We start from the raw sequence: 20,277 nt of genomic DNA, 5'->3' as shown, positions 1-20,277 counted from the left end.
TTCGTCTCAGATAGTGCATCAGAGATGGTTCTTGATTTTGCTATACTAAAAATAATCCCAAAAGTGGTGTAATCCGTGTATTAGAGAGTCTGTATTCGTTTATAGGTTTGCAGTGCGGTATTTTCTTGGTGTCTGATTGAACAGCTTTTTAAAAGCCTGTACATAGGATGAATCAGATGCGTACCCCAACTCCATAGCAACTTCCTGTATGCTCATTTCCGAGCTTAATAATGGCAGAGATAAAACCAGCCTTATATTTTGTCGCCACAGAGCAAATGATTGAGAGAACTCTTTCGCACATAATCTGGACAATGTGCGCTCAGATGCTCCGACTTTTTTTGCCCATTCTTTTAACGTAAACGGTAAGTCAGGTTGCTGTTTAAGCTGTAGAAAAATAGATAAAAGGCGTTTGTCCGTAGGGATGAGAAGTGGTATTTCATAACTTTTTGCTGCCTCGATCTGATCTCGTAAGACCGTTAACAAATGTGCCAAGTTGGATTCCGGCTGTGAAAGCGTATCACTTTCAAACAAAAGCAATATCAACTCTTTGAGGAAGAAGTTTACCTGACAGGATTTAGGCTCACTTCCATACTGCACATGTTTGTTAGGGTTGAGGTAAATCGCTAAAAATTGTGTGTCTGTAATTGCAACAGACTTATGAATGGTATTGGCGGGGATAAAGAGCATACCATTGTGAGGGACTATTCCACTTTTATCACTAATGTCTGATTGTAACAAACCTTGGCGTGGGAAGACGATTTGGTGCCATGGATGTGAATGGAAATCATCAATATAACCAGAGGCCATGATAGTCGTTTTAGTTATAAATTGTTTATCTGGAAAATCTCTGATTAAATTGTTAGCTTGCATAAATGGCGGCTTATCTACATTAATTGTCAGTTATTATAAATTACGCCAGTTTGTTTTGATATAACATCATCATTCAATTGTTATCAAAAAACAAAAGGGCCAAATGATGCACATTCACTTTATCATCCATGAACATTTTGAAGCTCCGGGAGCTTATGAGTCTTGGGCCAAAGCTCGCGGCTATACAACGACTTACTCTCGGGTTTATGACGGTGACTCTCTTCCGGAAAAAGTAGATGATATTGATTTTCTGATTGTCATGGGCGGCCCACAAGATCCTGTGACCACCATCGAGCAATGTGCTCATTTCGATACCAAAGGTGAACAGGCAGTAATAACAAAAGCGATTGATGCAGGAAAAGTAGTACTTGGTATTTGTTTGGGATCTCAACTCATTGGTGAAGCATTAGGTGCTCACTATGCGCATAGCCCTGAACGCGAAATTGGTAAGTTCCCTATCACGCTAACCAAAGACGGCAGTACCCATCCACTGTTTGACCATTTTGGCTCCGTTCTGGAAGTGGGCCATTGGCACAACGACATGCCGGGACTGACTCCAGACGCCAAAATTGTCGCGTACAGTGAAGGCTGTCCTCGACAAATCGTTGCTTATAGCGATTTGGTGTTTGGTTTTCAGTGTCATATGGAATTGACTAAAGATGTTGTAGCGTTGCTGATCGAAAATGATGATCTCAGCAAGGCAGCAAACTATCGTTTCGTTGATGCCCCTGAAGTACTAATGAATCATGACTATGATGAGATGAACCAAAAGCTACACGAATTTTTGGATAAACTAGCGAAAGCCTATCAAGCATAAAGTTAAGTTTCTGGTTGCTTTTTATTTTATCATCGGCTCATTGAGCTGGTTTTTTATAGATAGTTAGTGAGCAAACACATGGACATTGATTTGCAAACATACATGCCAATATTGGCAATCACTGGAGCGCTTACTCTCGGCGCTATGAGTCCGGGTCCCAGCTTTATCTTTGTTGCCAGACGAGCAATTTCACTTTCAAGACGGCATGGGATTTTTACCGCGTTAGGTATGGGGACAGGTGCTTTAGTTCTATCGGTTGCCGCCTTACTCGGATTACAAACAATTTTTAGCCTGATTCCGGTAAGCTATTTAATATTTAAAATTGCAGGCGGATGCTATCTCTTGTTTTTGGCATTTGGAATTGTGAGATCAGCTCTAATTCCGTTACAGACCATAGATGCTACTCGATGCCAAGACATTCCCTTATTTCGTTCGTACTTATTAGGTTTAGGAATCCAACTCAGTAATCCAAAAACAGCCATCGTATTTGCCAGCGTATTTACAACACTGCTTCCGCAAAACATACCTATGTATTTCTTTATTGCGGTTCCAATCTGTACATTTTTGAGTAATGCAGGATGGTATCTTATTGCTGCTTTAGTTTTATCTGCTTCACGCCCTCGTCAAGCGTATTTAAAATTTAAAAAATTTATTGATTATTTGTCTGGGTCAGTAATGGGAGGATTAGGATTGAAATTAATCATCAGTCGCTAATAAATGTTACTAATGAGCACTTTGCTATACTTTAAGTAATGCATAAAATACTAATTTAGCAAAACCGATAGCTCACAAATGTCCAAAAATCGTTTTACAGCATAACAAAAAGGCGAACTTCTCAGTTCGCCTTTATTATTGAATATTGATAACAAAGTCAGTCACAATCTAAAAGATGATCATAAGCTGTGACGACGAGCCATCAACATCAGCACCTACTCTTGGTAGTTATCGATACTTGGGCATGAGCAGACAAGGTTACGGTCACCGTATACGTTATCGACGCGGCTCACGGTTGGCCAGTATTTTGATGCCTTAGTATGAGCGGATGGGAAGCAAGCCGTTTCACGAGAATATGGATGAGCCCATGCTTCACTTGCGAGATCCGATTGTGTATGCGGCGCATTCACTAACGGGTTGTCGGCTAATGGCCATTCGCCTGATTGAACTTTCTCCATTTCGGCGCGAATCGCAATCATCGCCTCGCAGAAGCGATCCAATTCGGCTAAGTCTTCCGATTCGGTTGGTTCAATCATCAAGGTACCAGCAACAGGGAAGGACATCGTCGGTGCGTGGAAACCGTAATCCATCAAACGTTTAGCAATGTCTTCTTCGCTGATACCTGTCGCTTCTTTAAGCGGACGAATGTCAATAATGCATTCGTGCGCTACGCGGCCGTTACTACCACGGTAAAGAATAGGGTAGTGTGGGCGCAGTCTTTCCATCACATAGTTAGCATTTAAAATAGCGACTTGAGTAGCCGTGGTTAAGCCTTCTGCACCCATCATGGCAATATAAGCCCATGAGATAGGTAAAATAGAAGCGCTGCCTAAATCGGCCGCAGATACGGCGTGATCGCTGCCTTCAACTCCCCCTTCAATATGTCCCGGTAGGAAAGGCGCTAGGTGAGATTTTACACCAATCGGTCCCATACCTGGGCCGCCACCGCCATGAGGAATACAGAATGTTTTGTGCAGGTTGAGGTGAGAAACATCAGAGCCAATAAAGCCCGGATTGGTTAAACCAACTTGCGCGTTCATGTTGGCACCATCAAGGTAAACTTGGCCGCCCGCGGCGTGAACCATGTTACACACTTCTTTAACTTGTTCCTCGTAAACGCCGTGCGTTGAAGGATAAGTGATCATGATGCTAGAGAGGTTCTCTTTATGCTTCTCAATTTTGTCTGCGAGGTCTGCGATATCAACGTTGCCGTTATTATCACATTTCACGACCACTACTTTCATCGAAACCATTGAAGCGGTTGCAGGGTTGGTACCGTGTGCTGAGCTCGGAATTAAGCAGACGTTACGGTGCCCTTCACCACGGCTTTTGTGGTAGCGCTGAATCGCTACAAGTCCTGCATATTCGCCAGAAGCACCGGAATTTGGTTGTAGCGAGAAGGCATCATAGCCTGTGATTTCACAGAGCTTTTCTTTTAAATCCTTAGCGAGAGCGGCGTAACCTGCGGCTTGCTCTTTCGGTGCAAATGGGTGGATTGAACCAAATTCAGGCCAAGTGACAGGGATCATCTCGGCTGCGGCGTTCAGTTTCATGGTGCAACTGCCAAGCGGGATCATGCCGTGAGTTAATGAAAAGTCTTTATTCTCAAGTTTTTTCAAATAACGCATCATTTGCGTTTCACTGTGATAGGTGTTGAACACAGGATGCGTTAGGAAGCGAGATTGACGACGGCAGTGTTCTGGAATCGCTGCAAATTCGTTGGCGGCAATTTCTGCCGACAGCGCGCTTACCGATTGCTTAATATCGAAAACCGCAAACAGGGTTTCAAGATCAGCGGTGGTGGTGGTTTCATCCAAACTGATGCCTAATTGGTCATCAAATCGGCGTAAGTTGATGTCGGCTTGCTGCGCTTTTGCGTACAGAGCTTGAGTTTGAGCGGCACTCTTTAAGGTAATCGTGTCAAAGAAGCTGTTATGCACCAATTCGTAGCCCGCTTGAGTTAAGCCTGCCGCTAGAATTGCTGTCATATGATGAGTACGGCGCGCAATGGTGCGCAACCCTTCTGCGCCATGATAGACCGCATAAAACGATGCCATATTAGCCAGCAGAGCTTGCGCGGTACAGATGTTCGAGGTCGCTTTTTCGCGGCGAATGTGCTGCTCGCGAGTTTGCATTGCCATGCGCAGTGCTGGGTTACCTTTAGCGTCAATCGACACTCCGATCACGCGGCCGGGCATAGTGCGTTTGTGCGCTTCACGCGTGGCCATAAAGGCGGCGTGTGGGCCGCCGTAACCCATAGGGACACCGAAACGTTGAGCTGAGCCAATCACGACATCCGCGCCCATTTCACCTGCTGGTTTCAGCAAGGTGCTGGCCAGTAAATCCGTGGCAACAGTGACCAAGATTTTATTGGCTTGCGCTTTAGCAATGAGATCGCTTAAATCACGCACTTCACCTGTGGTGCTTGGGTATTGCAGCAGCGCGCCAAACACATCTTGCTCAGGCAATGAGTCGAGTGCGCCGATTTGTACCTCAAAACCGATAAATTCAGCGCGAGTTTTTACCACTTCAATGGTTTGTGGATGAACATCGTCCGCCACAAAAAAGACGTTACTTTTGCTTTTTCCTGCGCGTTTACACAGTGTCATTGCTTCGCCAGCGGCCGTTGCTTCATCGAGCAGCGACGCGTTGGCAATATCCATTGCTGTTAAATCCATCACCATTTGTTGGTAGTTAAGCAGCGACTCCAAACGACCTTGAGAGATTTCTGGCTGGTAGGGCGTGTAAGCCGTATACCAGCCCGGATTTTCCAGTACGTTACGCAAAATGACGTTCGGCGTGAAGGTGTTGTAGTAACCTTGACCAATGAACGTGCGTTTAATCTGGTTTTGATTGGCAAATACTTTTATCGCGCTGAGCATATCGGCTTCGCTTTTAGGCGCAGCAAGAGACATTGGGCTTTCTAAACGAATTTGCGCAGGAACGGTTTGTTCGATTAACGCGGCTAAACTTTCGGCGTTAATCGCGTTGAGCATTTTTTGTTGATCGGCTGGGTTGGGTCCGTTGTGGCGTGCAACAAACTCATTTTCGGTACTTAACTGGCTAAGCAGTGGGCTGTGAAGTAATTCAGTCATTTCCTTTACCTTTTCAAAGATCGTGTGCGACCTTAAAAAAAAGCCGCCCATGCTGGGCAGCTTTGATCCGTGATGGGCTAATTAATCTTCTTCGATAGAGTTTTGGTACTCTTCTGCATTTTTTAGATTGTCGAGTTCAGAAGCATCAGACATCTTCACTTTCACAATCCAGCCACCTTCATACGGTTCTTCGTTGATGAGTTCTGGGCTATCTTCTAACTCTTCGTTGATTTCAACGATGACACCTGTAATCGGTGCGTAAATATCTGAAGCGGCTTTGACAGATTCAACTAGAGAAAAACTGTCTCCAGCATCAATTTCTGTATCTACTTCAGGTAGGTCAACAAACACGACGTCACCAAGCATCTCTTGCGCATGCTCAGAAATACCGATGGTCACTGTGCCGTCACCGTTGTCGCGCACCCACTCGTGGCTATCTGCAAACTTCAGTGTATTGTCCATTGCTTTATCTCCAAAAAAGTATCGTATTGATTTGAACTTGTGTTTAATTTAAAAAGGCTATTGGTAGAGTGGGAAGCGTTGGCACAGCGCTTTAACTTGTTTGCGCACACGTTGCTCAACATCACTGTTTCCTTCTGGGCTCACAACAAGGCCATCGAGAACATCGCCAATCCACTCACCGATGAGTTTGAATTCTTCACGACCAAAACCACGGCTGGTTCCAGCTGGCGTACCTAAACGAATACCCGAAGTAATCATAGGCTTCTCGGTATCAAATGGGATGCCATTTTTGTTACATGTGATTCCTGCACGCTCTAATGCTTGTTCGGCGATATTCCCCTTCAGCCCTTTAGGGCGAAGATCAACAAGCATGAGATGAGTGTCAGTCCCGCCAGTCACAATGTCACAACCGCGAGTTTGCAATACTTCGGCGAGAACTTTTGCGTTATCGATCACCGAATCAATATAACGATGAAACTCAGGGCCTAACGCTTCGCCTAGTGCTACCGCTTTGGCCGCAATTACGTGCATTAACGGGCCACCTTGCAGGCCGGGGAAAACCGCCGAGTTAATTTTTTTGCTGATCTCTTCGCTGTTGGTCAAAACCATACCGCCTCGTGGGCCGCGCAAGGTTTTATGTGTGGTGGTCGTGACAACGTGGGCATGCGGCAATGGGCTTGGGTGAGCACCAGTGGCGACTAACCCGGCAATATGCGCCATATCGACCATTAAGAGCGCGCCCACTTCATCAGCAATGGTTCGGAATTTGGCAAAATCAATCACCCGAGGAATGGCAGAGCCGCCCGCAATGATCATTTTTGGTTGATGCTCTAACGCGAGGCTGCGTACATCATCATAATTGATTTCTAAGGTCGTGCTATCGACACCATATTGAATAGCATTAAACCACTTACCAGAGAGAGCAGGCCGAGCGCCATGAGTGAGGTGGCCTCCGGCATCCAGAGACATACCTAAAATCGTGTCACCCGGTTGCAGTAAAGCCAGCATCACCGCGCCATTAGCTTGTGCGCCTGAATGCGGCTGCACGTTGGCGTATTGACAATGGAATAGGGATTTTGCACGTTCAATCGCAATGGTTTCGACGGTATCAACGTGTTCGCAACCACCGTAATAGCGACGGCCGGGGTAGCCTTCTGCATATTTATTGGTGAGACAAGTACCTTGCGCTTGCATAACGGCTTTTGAAACGATGTTTTCTGAGGCGATCAGCTCAATTTGTTCATTTTGGCGCACGTATTCGGCTTGAATACCCGCAAAGACAGCATCATCAGTGGCAGCAAGGTTGGTTGAGAAAAAGCTCTCAAGGCAGTGGTTGGGGTAACTTTTGTTCACGTTGGCATTCATGGTAGATGACCTTCCAATAATCCGACGGATTGGCTAAACATTCCGTCATTCCTTTTTAGTGGCTGCCTTATCGTTAAGCCGTTAGGCGACAACAAAGCAGAGTGTCAGTTATCCTTAAACTGGATTGCAACCCCAACAATACGGGGTGAAAAGCCACTTAAACCTTGTTAAATCCCTAACCGCAATACAATAAGTGGTAAACTGCATCTCTTTATCTAACAAGTCAGTAACATACTCTTTGACTTATAAACAATCAATCAAAAATTTCCTATAGGAAACATGGTTTCTTTTTTTGTAAGCAAGAGCACGTTTTATTTACGTGCAGCCTCTTTAACCTTGCGTTGGCTTTATGCCACAATGATGGCCGAAATCAGGAAGATAACAATCGAGGGAAAGCATGTCTGAAGACATTTATGATGAGTACCCATCGTTGACCTTGGCCAAGGAAACTGGTGAACAAACGATCGAGCCGCTTAAGCTTGGGCAACGTATTAAAGAGATCCGCTCTAAGCTTGGGATTACGCTAGAAGAGGCGAGTCAGCGGACAGGATTAGCTCGATCTACATTGAGTAAAATCGAAAACGAACAGATTTCTCCAACCTACCAAGCGATGCAAAAACTCGCTCATGGATTGCAGATAGATATGCCTCAACTATTTGAGCCACCAAAGAAAATTGTGGCAACAGGTCGTAGGGATATTTCTCGTATTGGTCAGGGCAAACCGCATCCCACCCCAACTTACGAGCATGAATTGCTCGCCACGCAGCTCTCTAATAAGAAAATGATGCCGTTTAAAAGCCGAGTGCGAGCTCGTGCATTTGAAGAGTACAGTGACTGGGTTCGTCACGATGGTGAGGAGTTTTTGTTGATCCTCACGGGTGAAGTTTTGTTCTATAGCGAATTTTATGAACCGGTTCGATTGGCGGAAGGTGATAGCGTTTATTACGACGCTAACATGGGGCACATGCTGGTCTCTGTCAGCGAAGAGGATGCATTGATTTTGTGGGTTACGGCAAAATGAGTGTGAAAACGCGAAGTTTCTTATAGTGACAGCAATCGTTTGCTATTTGTTGGTTTTACCTTCTACAGTGTGCTTTTAATCACTTTTAGCTCAGGCGATGGTAAGCATCTCGCGACTTTTAATTGTGACTGGGTTGTTAAATTTGACAATTCATCTTGTTTTGAACTTGTTAATCCGTCCGAACGGGCGCATTCTTGTTCACTATTGGAAACATGGTTTCCTCTTCTTTGGACATAATAGCCAAAATTTGGTGGTGAATTCCCTGCTGGGTCGGCTGAAATGGAGATAAAAATGACTCAAGAACATGCAAATCAAACATTACTCACTACTCCTTTACATGCGCTGCACATCGAAGTTGGAGCGAAAATGGTGCCATTTGCTGGCTATGACATGCCCGTTCAGTACCCATTAGGGGTAAAGAAAGAGCATTTGCATACTCGCGAGGCGGCTGGTTTGTTTGATGTTTCGCATATGGGCCAACTTCGTTTGCATGGAGCCAATGCCGCGCAAGCATTGGAGTCATTGGTTCCGGTCGATATTATTGACTTACCAGCAGGCAAGCAGCGTTACGCCTTTTTCACCAATGCACAAGGTGGCATCATGGATGACTTGATGGTTGCTAACCTTGATGATCATCTGTTTGTTGTGGTTAATGCGGCTTGTAAAGCACAAGATATCACGCATCTACAAGCACATTTGCCACAAGGTGTTGAGCTCGAAGTCATTGACGATCGCGCGCTGTTAGCGCTGCAAGGGCCAAAAGCCGCTGAAGTGTTAGCTCGCCTGCAACCACAAGTGATGACGATGCACTTTATGGATATTCAGCTAATGGACATCGACGGTGCTCAATGCATTGTCAGCCGAAGTGGTTATACCGGTGAAGATGGTTATGAAATTTCTGTACCAGCAGAGCAGGCCGAATCATTGGCGCGTAAACTGACCTCTTATGAAGAAGTGGAATGGATTGGTCTGGGCGCGCGCGATTCACTGCGTTTAGAGTGTGGTTTATGTCTTTACGGGCATGATCTTGATACCACCACAACGCCAGTTGAAGCGAGCTTGTTATGGGCGATAAGCAAAGTGCGTCGTGCTGAAGGTGAGCGTGCGGGTGGTTTTCCGGGTGCAGACATTATTCTTGGGCAGATCGAAAGCAAAGATGTTGCACGTAAACGTGTAGGTTTAGTGGGTTTAACTAAAGCGCCAGTACGTGAAGGCACTGAGCTATTTGATGCCGATGGCCAGCATATAGGCGTAGTGACCAGTGGTACAGCGGGACCGACGGCTGGCAAGCCCGTGTCTATGGCCTATATCCGAGCTGATTTATCAGCGATAGGCACAGAAATTTTTGCTGATGTGCGCGGAAAAATGCTGCCTATGGTGGTTGAGAAAATGCCGTTTGTGGCTCAGCGTTATTATCGCGGCTAAAGCATCATAAAATGTAATAAAAGCGCATTTAAAGATGTTTCATATCGATAACGGATTAAGTACTATCTGGGTTCAAAGTGATAAGGAATGACATGATGAACAAATGGGTAGTACTTTTATCTTCGCTCGCCGTCTCTGGCAATGTGTTCGCCGTTGATGCTCAGCCCTACATAGTAAACGGTACGGATGCAAGCGTGACGGAGTTTCCTTCTATAGCGAGCTTGTTTTTTGATCAAATTGATTATAACGGTTCGTATGGAAGAGGAAGCTATTGCGGTGCTTCGTTGCTCAATAACCAATACGTATTGACGGCTGCGCACTGTGTTTATGGTAATAGTGCAAATCAGCTTTTCACCTCTGTTGTACCTAAGCTGCAAATTGAAACAAACTTTCCATACAACATATTAGAAAAAGCGCGAGTGGCGGAGATCTATTACCCATCAACTTATAACAACACCACTTTATTGGATGATATTGCGATCCTCAAGCTTGAAACACCTTTGACAATGGTGTCGTCTGCTGACTACTTAACGCGGCCTACCGCAAATTCTGATAGCACTTATCGTTCATCAAGTGAAACCTTTATTGCCGTTGGGCATGGTAATACCTCTTCTAACCTCGATACTAAAACGTCTCTACAACAAACAGAGTTAACCTATGTACCTAACAGTTCTTGTCATTATGGGACTGGTGTACCGGACACTAATTTATGCATGGAAGGGGCGATAGGTTCTACGGGGCTGCAAAATGCAACCTGTCAGGGCGATTCTGGGGGGCCGTTATTTTGGCATATTGGCGGTAACTATATCCAAGTTGGTATAACCAGCTTCGGGCCAAATACCAAGTGTGGAGACCCACTGGTTACTGCTCCATCGGTATTTACGGAAATCCTTGACTATTCTACTTGGATAGAGAGTGTTCTGCTTGGTTCTGAACCACCAAAATTTGTCGCAACAGAAGCGAAACGCCAAGCTTATTTAAACCCACCTTCTGACAGTGGTGGTTCATTCGGCTGGTGGTCTTTACTGCTGATGTTTATCCGCTTCATTCGTAGACGTTGAACCCTTATTGATCTCGAGCGACCTGTTTAGGTCGCTTTTTTATTGCCTTTTTTGAGCAGGTTCCACTTAGGGCGCTAAACTTGAAAGTGATACACGCGTATCTTTCTAGATGAGTGACGAGGTGATGGATGTACAAATGGATACTGTTCAGTGCGATGCTATCAGCAAATGCTTATGCGGTTGATTTCCAGCCTTACATTGTGAATGGTTCGGATACCAGCAGTGCCACTTACCCTTCTTTTGCTAGCCTTTTATATCAAAGCAGCGCTCAGTATAGTACCAACAGTTTTTGTGGGGCGAGTATTATCAATTCACAGTTTATTTTGACGGCAGCTCATTGTATCTACGGTAAAAAAGATACCATGCTTTACACAGTGGTAGTGCCTCAGTTGGATAATGTGGCCGATTTCCCCTACGGGAATATTCAGATATCGCGCGCGGCGGCTTTTTATTACCCCAGTACTTACATCAATTCGTCCAGCGCACTCTGGCGTGATGACATTGCGATTATCAAGCTCGAAACACCGCTCAATGTGGCGGACTATTCTGCGCTACTCAATACTCAGTTAAATAATGATTACCCTGCTGGCAATAATTACAAAGCGATTGGGCATGGCTACGTGGCGGGTAATGTCCCGAATGCTAATAAGCAGTTGCAAGAAACGACCCTCACTTTTGTTAGTAATGCCGTCTGTAGCGCTTTTTATGGCTCGGCACTGACCTCAAAGCAGATCTGTTTTGATGGTGCGGTAAGCGGTGCATATAAAAACTCCACCTGTTCTGGCGATTCCGGTGGGCCTGTCTATTGGTTTAATGGCTCGCAATACATTCAAATTGGTTTAACCAGCTTTGGGCCTTCACTATGTGGCGATACTAACCAACCGATCACCTCGGTATTTACGGAGCTTTATGATTATCAGAGCTGGATTCAGCGCGTTCTTACAGGGGCAGAGGCGCCTAAATATTATGTTGCCACTCAAAATGGGGTACGTGTTCTGATTGATACTCAAACTGTTGCCCCTCAAGAGGAGAGCGGTGGCAGTTTGAGTATCCTAGGGTTGACTCTACTGCTGTTATTTCGCTTTCGGGCGCATAATAATTTTGGTTCGTCTGTTGTGGTGATTAAAAATTTGCTTGGCTCTCAACGTCATCTCTTGTGCGGTGATTCGGTTTGCCGTTTGCTCTATGTTAAACAACGCATCGATGCCGTACCCGTGCAGTGAATAACGTTGAATAAACCAATTCATCTGCTTGGGGTCGTCTTTGAGTGGTTTGAGATCGGCAATCAACTGTTTTGCTGCGGTGAGCGTTTCCTCTTCCGTTATTTCGACGGATAAACCGTCAATCAGCTTATCAATGGCTTGCTCTGCGGTATCGACATCATTGGATGAAATATCCACGCTAAATAGCCAATCGTTATGTGGTTCACTATCGGCTGAAACCGAAAAAGCATTGGGAGCGTAATCCAACCCTAGCTGTTCACGCACCTGACTCACCATGCGGCGGTTTGCCACACGCCACAACATATCATCCATGAAGATAGTAGTAGCCGATTTGTGTTCCGGGTCGTTACTGATCACTCTGGCAAGATAGGCACTGCTTTTTTCATCGTTGATCGCCATGTCGATTCGAGGCTGAAAGTCTGCGCGATAATCAATGCGATAATCGACCTCAGGTGCAGAGCTGAAGGTTAATGACGCTACATAGGTACGCAATAGCGGTTTCAGTTCGGCAGGTTTAATGTCTGCGGTAATAAAGAGTTTAAAGCCTCTATTTTTCTTAAAGAGATCATCATGGGTTTGCATCAGTTGCTCAACACTCACCGTATTGATGTCCGATCCTTCGTATAACCAATGAGTGGTGTCCGGCAGATAGCTATTGCGATTAATGGCGAGCGCCATCTGGCCAATGGGTGAGCGAAGAAAAGAATCACGATTTTGCTTAAACTCTTGTTTTGTTAACTGCAGATGGCTGTCGTCGATGTTGATGGCTGTCATCGCCGTATAAAGGGCCGCAAACGCTTCGGCTAACTCATCTTTAGATGATTCAAGGCTGATACCATGCGACGTAAAGTCGATGTAGGGATTCAATATGATGCCGTGTCTTCTCAGGTGATTATCCAACTGAGAGCCGCTAAAGTTACCAATTCCACCGCGTATGGCACTCGGAATAAGCACTTCAGAAGCTTTACGCAAATCGGGCTCTAAGCTTGCTTTACCACCAAGGCTTGCCAAAGAGGCATACACTTTTTCCCCTGCGTTAATGTCTCTGCGATACCACACTTCAACACCGTTACTTAGCATCCAAGTGGTGATATCCATCGGCTCTTGAGGTTGAGATTCCGACAAAATAGCACCTATCTGCGTAGGTGTTACAAAAGCTTGATTGACCTCTTGCAATAGCGGTGGCTGCCCTTTTTGGGCAAACAGGGTTTTGAGTGTTGGCAGTGTCGCGACGACGGATTCTTTGTCTTCACTTTTATCCAACCCAATATTGATCTGGTAGTCGCTAGACAATAATTTGCGAAGGTGTTCATCGAGTATGGCATTGTTGGTGGTCGAGATAAATTCGGTTAACGTCGAACGTCGGTCTAAATGTGACTGGATCGGTTGATCTAACGTGCTCGCCAGCGTTTTTTCTTCGACTAAATCTATCGCGGTGGCTTTTTGCCAATTGTTATCGAAGTTCGCTAGCATCTCTTGATACTGACGGAAAATCGCCTGAAACTCTTGCTCACTCACACCATGATCACGCAGTGCAGCAAGTGTGGAGAAGAAGAGATTTTGCGATGCTTCTCTTGAGTCCACTGGAAACCCGACCTCTGCAAACGAATAGCGCTGGGTTTCAAACGGGATAGTTTGGGAATAAATCCAAAGTGCCGGAAGGTTGGCGTCACTAAAATTGCTGGATAACCGCTGTTGTATCAGTTGCTGGGCGATATCATCGAGCCACCACTGGGCTTGTTGTTCACGGCTGGCTATTTTTTGCTCGCCACGGTCGATGAATAGGCTAATGTTCGGTGAGTCATTGGCACCAATGTAACCCACAAAATCTGTATTATTGGCCGTAATGCTGTGATTTCTAGTCGGCATTGGCGTGCTGCCTTTTTCCCAGCTCGCGAAATGTTTTTCTATCAATGCCGTGGCTTGCTCTAATGTGATATTGCCAGCGATAACGATTTCGGTGAGTTGTGGCTGATACCAAGTGCGGTAAAAATCGGCAATCCCTTCGGGGGTCGCTTGGTTCACGCTCTCTTTGGTGCCCAAGGGATCATGCTGCGTATATAAAGTATTAGCAATCATGTGCTCATAAACGTTTTGAGCGTAGCTCTTCTCCTCTTTACGTGAAAAACGAAACTCACCCATGATCACGCGTTTTTCATTTTCAACCGATGTGGGAGTAAGCTCTATACCATCGGCAATATCTCTAAACCAGACTAGAGCTGGCTCTACCGCTTGGTTATCGGGTAAATCCAGTTTGTAAACCGTTTCTTGATAAGCAGTATAAGCATTGATGTCAGGGCCAAAACTGACACCTGATTGCTCAAAGGTTTTGATCGCATCATTTCCGGCATAATGAGCGCTGCCATTAAAAGCCATATGCTCAAGAAAATGAGCGTAGCCCTGTTGCTGATTGTTTTCTTGAAATGCGGCTGCGTGAACAATCAAGCGGATGGAAACGGGTTCTTTTTGATTGGGATAAATGTGGTATTTCATGCCATTGGCCAGCTCGGCGCTCGCCCAATAGGGATCTTCTTTGATCGGAGTGAACGCTTGATTTGAAGCACATCCCAACAGAAATAAGCAACTAACGAATAGTAGACGATATATTTTCATAACAACCTCGACATGTATTTGGTGGCAATATACGTCATGAGGTTTGAATTATTTTGGGGAATGTGACTGTCAACTCAGGTTTTGAGAAAGAAGTTTCAATTTTTTCGTAACAATGAATGTTATTAATTACATTGTGTAACGGTAGTGTTAGGTTTTGAATAGTTTACCCACCTTTGTATTGGATATCTCTAACACGTCAGCTAGCACCATAAAACAGAGGCTGGCTAATTTCTTCAACAGTGGAAGCATTAGCTTCACACTGCTGAGAGATTAGTTCGGTGATCTACTGGTTTTCTTCACTGATACGAGGGGCTTTTTGCAGTGAACGTTTACGCATTAACCAACCCACCAGTACCGTTGAGATAGCGATCAACAGTGTCATCAGTGGTGCTAATATCAACGCATGATTGGCTATTTTGGCAAGCTTATCGGGCAAAAGAGAAATACCTAAGCCTGAGCCGACCAAAAACAGAATCCACGCCAGCGCGCTCAGTGGTGAGACGAGCAGGAAGCGTGTTGGTGTTACTGCATTACGCAGCCCCATTACCATAGGCAGCAAAGAACGAACTACCGGCAGAAAGCGCCCCATGAACATGGCCAGTAGCCCATACCTTTGGATCAAGTTATCGGTAGTGCGCCACTGTTTTTCTGAGACTTTGTTGAGCCAAGTTGAGACTAATCGCCACTCTTTAAGTTGGTGGCCTTGATAAAAGGCGATCGCACTGCCCAGCCAACCAGCAAAAACCAGCACGCCAATAATAGCATAAAGGTTGAGTACCCCAACGGCCGCAAGGCTACCACACAGTACAATCACACTATCGCAAGGCAGCGGCGCTGCTGGAATAAATGCACTTTCAACGAAGATAAGTAATCCAATGCAGAGGTAAAGTAACGACAGATCGACCTGTTGTAGCGCAAACAGATCTTGATGCCATAAGGCAGAAAAAATAGACAAAAAAGTATTCATAACAAGCTTCCTCAATCAGTAAATAGTAATAATTGGTCCGATTGAAAAAGGTGTTAAGCGTGGGCGAAGCGTGAATACAGGTTGGAAAATTGCAGTGCTTTACGCACAAAAACGTGAGTTGATTGACCTATATACAGAGAACAAATGACGACAAGCGCAGTGGTACTGAGAGTGTAAAAAAGTAGGGTAGTTTCTGCGCTCGTCTCTTCGTCGTCATCTGAGATTAACCGAAGCCCACTGACTCGTGGCGATTCATGCCTTGTGGTTAATATCGCTGCATCACGATCAACAAAAAATGTATGACTGGAAAAATGAACATGCTGGATTGTCGTAGACTCACTCGCCGAAAAGCTTTGTGTAGCATTGAGGTTGAGCGAGGAGAACAGGCTCAATAAGCTAAACAAGAAGGCAAACATCAATGATTGGATCATAACTATCGCGAGGCTACTTAAACTGAGGGTGAGTATGCGGCGTGTCAGCGGTGCGTGTAAAGGAATTTTAGCCCTGGAAAAGCGTGAAAAAGTGAGCAGCGCTGCTGCTCACTCATGATAGTTAAATATTAATGATGCAAATTATATTGCTGCCGCAGTTGAGCTCTCGCTCGCTTTTGCGCGGTTTTTAAGGAAGGCGTAACCAAAGCCAGTCACCGCCGTACCAGCCGCAATCGCGATTAGGTACATCAGTACAGGTGTAATCGCATTTGGGATCAGTAGGACAAATAAGCCGCCGTGCGGAGCCATTAATTTCGCGCCAAACAGCATAGACAGTGCACCCGTTAACGCGCCGCCTGCCATACAAGCTGGGATAACGCGCATTGGATCTTTCGCTGCAAATGGAATTGCCCCTTCAGAGATAAAGCATAAACCTAGTACAAATGAGGCTTTACCCGCTTCACGTTCACCGGCTTCGAATTTGTCTCTGGCAAGGAAAGTCGCAAGGCCCATACCTAACGCTGGCACCATACCCGCAGCCATAATAGCGGCCATTGGTGCGTAAGTTTGCGAAGCAAGTAGACCAACACCAAAGGTATACGCTGCTTTATTAATCGGCCCACCTAAGTCAAAGCACATCATCGCGCCTAGGATTACACCCAGAAGTACGGCGTTGGCTGAGCCCATGTTGTTTAAGAACTCAGTCATTGCAGCCATGATGCTCGATACAGGGCCACCGACGATGTAAATCATCACCAAGCCAGTAAAGAGACTCGCCACAAATGGAATGATGAGGATTGGTTTTAGCGCTTCCATCGATTGAGGTAAGGAGACTTTATCTGCAATGAATTTAGCGGCGTAACCTGCAATGAAACCGGCCACAATACCACCAAGAAAACCGGCTCCGGTAGAGCTTGCCAACATCCCGCCAATCAAACCAGGAGCAAGCCCCGGACGGTCAGCAATCGAGAACGCAATAAAACCCGCCATGACAGGGATCATTAATGCAAAGGCTGAACCGCCACCAATGGTCATCAGCGCTGCCGCCAATGTGCCTTGCTCTTTAAACGCTTCAATACCAAACACAAAAGAGAGTGCGATGATCAAACCACCCGCGACTACGACAGGAAGCATGTGAGATACCCCAGTCATCAGGTGCTTGTACACCCCTTTTTTCTCTTCGGTTTGATTGTTATTAGACGCTGACGATTGCGTATAAATAGACGCTTGGTTAAACGCGTTGGTGATCTCTTGCTCGGTTTTTTTCAGTGCAAGACCTGTACTGGTTTTGTACAGTTTTTTACCGTTGAAACGATCAAGTGGCACTTCGATATCGGCCGCAATGATCACCAAATCCGCATCAGCAATCTCTTGCGCCGTGAGTTGGTTTTTCGCGCCCACAGAACCACGTGTCTCTACTTTGATCTGGTGGCCAAGGCGTTTTGCATGGTTTTCTAGCGCTTCTGCCGCCATAAAGGTGTGTGCAACACCCGTTGGACAAGCGGTAATCGCCACGATTTTTTTAGCGGCTTGCGTTACGACTGGCGCAGACACCGTTTTTGCCTCTTGCTCAGTTAGGATAGTCGCTGCATTTATCGCGCTGTTTAAAAAAGCAACGGGATCAGACGTGCAGGCTGAAATGTCACTTTGGTACACTTTTTTGCCGATAAAGCGGGTGGTATCTATTGGTGTATTACGAGCAATAACCACCACATCTGCGTTGTCGATTTCACTGCTAGAGAGCGTATGGCCTTGAATGATGCTGGAATGGTATTCAACCACAGCGGTCCAATTGAGCGATTTTGCCGCTTGTTCAAGCAGCCCGGCAGCAATGATGCTGTTTGCAATACCACTGGGGCATGCGGTAATAATAGCAATCTTCATAGTTACGACCTTCTGTCCTTATGAGTTAGCGCTTAAGCTAACGGGTTGTAATTGGATTTGTTGTTGTAGGGTTTCGAGTTGTTTTCGGTTTGACATACCCACGCCGACTTGCGTAACAGCTAACGCAGAGAGGGCGGTGGCAAAAGTAAGCAGTTCTGTTTTTTCCATCTGCTGCATGTGTCCCCAGCAAAGGCCCGCGACTAAAGTATCGCCTGCGCCAACAGTGCTAACGACCTGCATACGTGGTGGTTTTGCATGCAGCCATTGATGTTGGTTCAACCACATCACGCCATTTGCTCCCATCGACACCACGATATTTTCAATGCCTTTTTCGGCCAGTTGCGCGGCGGCAGCTTGGCATTGCTCAGGAGTGTGTAGTTCACGCCCCACAAACTGAGAAAGCTCTTCATCGTTTGGTTTAATCAACCAAGGCTTTGCGTCAAGACCCGCTTTGAGGGCATCACGACTGCTATCAAACAGCACTTTTTTACCCATGGAGTGCAGTTTTTCGATCCACGAAGCACATAATGCTGGGGAGATGCCCTGTGGCAAGCTGCCAGCGAGCACAAAATAGTCGTGATCAGCGGCTAATCTCTCGAGAGTGCGTTCAAACTGCTCAATGGCAAGCGGCGTCACTTCAACTCCGGGGAAATTGATGTCGCTCACTTCACCCGATTGCTCCACCAATTTCACGTTAATACGGGTTGCACCATCAACACGAACAAACTCATCAATTGCGGCCATCTGATCAAATAGCTGACAGAACAACTCTTGGTTATCACGGCCAAGAAATCCGGTCACAGTCACCTTTGCACCGAGATCGCTCAGTACTTTCGCAACATTAACCCCTTTACCTGCGGCGTGAAGCGAGCCTTGTTTGACTAGGCTCACTGAGCCAACATTCAGCACATCCAAGCTACCTGTTAAATCAAGCGCTGGGTTGAGCGTGATAGTGACGACTTTATTTGTCATGGCTTAATCCTCACCCTTCACCTAGACCAGAAGCAATCGCTTTACCGATCGATTCTAATGCTTGCTCGGCGTCTGGCCCCTCAGCTGAAAATTGCAGCTGGTGGCCATGTTTTACGCCCAGCGCAATGACTTTCATCAGGCTTTTCGCATTAGCTGTTTTTCCGTCGCCATCTAAGTTAGACACTTTGATATTGGCTTCAAATTTCTTCGCTTCGGCCACCAACATCGCTCCTGGACGAGCGTGCAGACCATGTGCGTTTTTGATTTTGAATATCGCAACCTTGCTTGCTGCGCTCTCATCATTTGCTGGAGTTTGCTCATTGTCATTGCTGAAGAAAGCCAATAATTGGGCAGCATTCGCATTGAGCAAGGTTTCTTGTTGTTGCTGAAGCACAAGCTGCGTGAGCTTATCCAGAATGTTTTGGTGGGCATTATTACAAGCGGCAATCGCGATCAAGGCTTTGACGTTGAGTTGATTGTATTCACACGCATTGGCGGTTGACACAAACGAAATGCCCGTGCGTTTGACCGCTTTGTCACTGCTGATTAACCACAATCCCTTGCCTAGGTGGGTTGGCTCTTTCGTGACCAGTTCGGCAACAAATTCATTGTCAGCACAGCCGGTATTGCGTAGCAAACCGCCAGCGACGGCGCTCATCTGTACCATATCACTGGCAGGGAAAAGCAGTTGGATCAACGAAGCATCAAAATCAGGCTCAAATTGCACTTCGCCATTGAGGAGTGCAATCACATCATTGGCACTGGACGCTTGTTTCAGTTTCTCTTCAACGCCATCGGCGGACAACACTTGCGTCAGTTGCTTCAGAATGCCCAAATGTTCATCGGATTTCGCTGCAATACCAATCGCGACATAAACGGTTGCGTCGTTACCCCAGTCAACGCCGTTGGGGAAGTGGTGAACAGCAACACCCGTTTGCTTAACCAGTTGACGTGTATCGGTTGTACCGTGTGGGATCGCGATACCATTACTAAGAAAGGTCGAATTCTGAGCTTCACGGTTAAGCATGCCATCGACATAACCTGCTTCGACGAACCCTTTGTTGGTTAGATCCGCTGCGATAGCTCGAATCGCCTCTTGCTTGTTCGTGGGTGATTGGCCCAAAGTAATATTGTTGGAATTGAGTTGCAGCATTTTGGCCTCTTTGCCTTACGGCTTAATTCGTTATCACTTTGAAGTATGGATTTCACCTAAGTGATAGTTTATTAATATGACTTATTCAAGCTGAATCGTTTCAGCTTTTTTCCCAAAAAAATTCAGCAAACCTATTTTTGACGAAAAATGGCGCTGTTCAATTTATTACTCACACTGCTCATTTTTTTATAACACTCACATTTG

14 protein-coding genes and 1 pseudogene are annotated in these 20,277 nt (G+C 45.9%); 6 read left to right on the top strand and 9 right to left on the bottom strand.

Translation table 11 applies throughout. The features are described 5' to 3' along the window. Window positions 1-99: 99 nt before the first annotated feature. A complete protein-coding gene (locus AACQ75_RS15375; RefSeq protein WP_094165533.1) occupies window positions 100-870 on the bottom strand; it encodes a helix-turn-helix transcriptional regulator in 771 nt (256 codons plus the stop codon). 106 nt (window positions 871-976) lie between these two features. Here AACQ75_RS15375 and AACQ75_RS15370 point away from each other — a divergent pair, with 106 nt between their 5' ends. Together AACQ75_RS15370 and AACQ75_RS15365 are read left to right on the top strand one after the other, a co-directional pair. Continuing rightward, window positions 977-1,687 (top strand): type 1 glutamine amidotransferase, encoded by a 711-nt coding sequence (locus AACQ75_RS15370; RefSeq protein WP_094165532.1) that lies wholly within the window; start codon window positions 977-979, stop codon window positions 1,685-1,687. A gap of 78 nt (window positions 1,688-1,765) precedes the next feature. Next, window positions 1,766-2,401, top strand: coding sequence for a LysE family translocator (locus tag AACQ75_RS15365; protein WP_170888987.1), 636 nt, complete (start codon window positions 1,766-1,768; stop codon window positions 2,399-2,401). Between the two features lie 215 nt (window positions 2,402-2,616). Here the strand turns inward: AACQ75_RS15365 and gcvP are convergent, their stop codons facing one another. From gcvP to AACQ75_RS15350, 3 genes are all read right to left on the bottom strand, one after another. Then, on the bottom strand, window positions 2,617-5,496 hold the full coding sequence (gene gcvP / locus AACQ75_RS15360; RefSeq protein ID WP_170888986.1) for an aminomethyl-transferring glycine dehydrogenase: 2,880 nt from the start codon (window positions 5,494-5,496) through the stop codon (window positions 2,617-2,619). Window positions 5,497-5,577: 81 nt separating this feature from the next. Beyond that, entirely contained in the window at window positions 5,578-5,958 is a 381-nt protein-coding gene (gcvH, locus tag AACQ75_RS15355) for a glycine cleavage system protein GcvH (RefSeq protein WP_013868476.1), read from the bottom strand. A gap of 57 nt (window positions 5,959-6,015) precedes the next feature. Beyond that, complete coding sequence (locus AACQ75_RS15350; RefSeq protein ID WP_088729426.1) at window positions 6,016-7,323, bottom strand: serine hydroxymethyltransferase; 1,308 nt, start codon at window positions 7,321-7,323, stop codon at window positions 6,016-6,018. 397 nt (window positions 7,324-7,720) lie between these two features. On the opposite strand from AACQ75_RS15350, the gene AACQ75_RS15345 reads away from it, so the two are divergent. The 4 genes from AACQ75_RS15345 to AACQ75_RS15330 all read left to right on the top strand — a co-directional run bounded on the left by AACQ75_RS15345 (window position 7,721) and on the right by AACQ75_RS15330 (window position 12,053). Next, entirely contained in the window at window positions 7,721-8,344 is a 624-nt protein-coding gene (locus AACQ75_RS15345) for a helix-turn-helix domain-containing protein (protein ID WP_010320321.1), read from the top strand. A 291-nt stretch (window positions 8,345-8,635) separates the two neighbouring features. Continuing rightward, on the top strand, window positions 8,636-9,769 hold the full coding sequence (gcvT, locus tag AACQ75_RS15340) for a glycine cleavage system aminomethyltransferase GcvT (RefSeq protein ID WP_170888985.1): 1,134 nt from the start codon (window positions 8,636-8,638) through the stop codon (window positions 9,767-9,769). Between the two features lie 77 nt (window positions 9,770-9,846). Next, window positions 9,847-10,830: a trypsin-like serine protease gene (locus tag AACQ75_RS15335; RefSeq protein ID WP_170888984.1), complete on the top strand. Its 984-nt coding sequence runs from the start codon at window positions 9,847-9,849 to the stop codon at window positions 10,828-10,830. 128 nt (window positions 10,831-10,958) lie between these two features. Beyond that, window positions 10,959-12,053, top strand: coding sequence for a S1 family peptidase (locus AACQ75_RS15330; protein ID WP_176429692.1), 1,095 nt, complete (start codon window positions 10,959-10,961; stop codon window positions 12,051-12,053). A gap of 75 nt (window positions 12,054-12,128) precedes the next feature. Here the strand turns inward: AACQ75_RS15330 and AACQ75_RS15325 are convergent. The 5 genes and pseudogenes from AACQ75_RS15325 to fruB all read right to left on the bottom strand — a co-directional run. After that, window positions 12,129-14,546, bottom strand: a pseudogene (locus AACQ75_RS15325) (M16 family metallopeptidase); the annotation flags it as partial. 403 nt (window positions 14,547-14,949) lie between these two features. Next, window positions 14,950-15,633, bottom strand: coding sequence for a DedA family protein (locus tag AACQ75_RS15320; RefSeq protein WP_029189833.1), 684 nt, complete (start codon window positions 15,631-15,633; stop codon window positions 14,950-14,952). Between the two features lie 572 nt (window positions 15,634-16,205). Beyond that, window positions 16,206-17,948: a PTS fructose transporter subunit IIBC gene (fruA, locus tag AACQ75_RS15315; RefSeq protein ID WP_170888982.1), complete on the bottom strand. Its 1,743-nt coding sequence runs from the start codon at window positions 17,946-17,948 to the stop codon at window positions 16,206-16,208. Window positions 17,949-17,966: 18 nt separating this feature from the next. Beyond that, the gene (gene pfkB, locus AACQ75_RS15310) at window positions 17,967-18,920 is read right to left on the bottom strand and encodes a 1-phosphofructokinase (RefSeq protein WP_013868484.1); all 954 of its coding nucleotides are present in this window, start codon (window positions 18,918-18,920) and stop codon (window positions 17,967-17,969) included. 10 nt (window positions 18,921-18,930) lie between these two features. Then, a complete protein-coding gene (gene fruB / locus AACQ75_RS15305; RefSeq protein ID WP_170888981.1) occupies window positions 18,931-20,073 on the bottom strand; it encodes a fused PTS fructose transporter subunit IIA/HPr protein in 1,143 nt (380 codons plus the stop codon). Window positions 20,074-20,277 lie beyond the last annotated feature (204 nt).

This window comes from Vibrio sp. B1-2 (assembly GCF_963888445.1).
GTDB lineage: Bacteria > Pseudomonadota > Gammaproteobacteria > Enterobacterales > Vibrionaceae > Vibrio > Vibrio anguillarum.
This window is presented reverse-complemented; position numbering and strand designations above follow the sequence as displayed.

Excerpts from the sequence above, each read along its gene's own strand:
- AACQ75_RS15375 (WP_094165533.1), bottom strand. The coding sequence starts at position 870 with ATGCAAGCTAACAATTTAATCAGAGATTTTCCAGATAAACAATTTATA.
- AACQ75_RS15370 (WP_094165532.1), top strand. The coding sequence starts at position 977 with ATGCACATTCACTTTATCATCCATGAACATTTTGAAGCTCCGGGAGCT.
- AACQ75_RS15365 (WP_170888987.1), top strand. The coding sequence starts at position 1,766 with ATGGACATTGATTTGCAAACATACATGCCAATATTGGCAATCACTGGA.
- gcvP (WP_170888986.1), bottom strand. The coding sequence starts at position 5,496 with ATGACTGAATTACTTCACAGCCCACTGCTTAGCCAGTTAAGTACCGAA.
- gcvH (WP_013868476.1), bottom strand. The coding sequence starts at position 5,958 with ATGGACAATACACTGAAGTTTGCAGATAGCCACGAGTGGGTGCGCGAC.
- AACQ75_RS15350 (WP_088729426.1), bottom strand. The coding sequence starts at position 7,323 with ATGAATGCCAACGTGAACAAAAGTTACCCCAACCACTGCCTTGAGAGC.
- AACQ75_RS15345 (WP_010320321.1), top strand. The coding sequence starts at position 7,721 with ATGTCTGAAGACATTTATGATGAGTACCCATCGTTGACCTTGGCCAAG.
- gcvT (WP_170888985.1), top strand. The coding sequence starts at position 8,636 with ATGACTCAAGAACATGCAAATCAAACATTACTCACTACTCCTTTACAT.
- AACQ75_RS15330 (WP_176429692.1), top strand. The coding sequence starts at position 10,959 with ATGTACAAATGGATACTGTTCAGTGCGATGCTATCAGCAAATGCTTAT.
- AACQ75_RS15320 (WP_029189833.1), bottom strand. The coding sequence starts at position 15,633 with ATGAATACTTTTTTGTCTATTTTTTCTGCCTTATGGCATCAAGATCTG.
- fruA (WP_170888982.1), bottom strand. The coding sequence starts at position 17,948 with ATGAAGATTGCTATTATTACCGCATGCCCCAGTGGTATTGCAAACAGC.
- pfkB (WP_013868484.1), bottom strand. The coding sequence starts at position 18,920 with ATGACAAATAAAGTCGTCACTATCACGCTCAACCCAGCGCTTGATTTA.
- fruB (WP_170888981.1), bottom strand. The coding sequence starts at position 20,073 with ATGCTGCAACTCAATTCCAACAATATTACTTTGGGCCAATCACCCACG.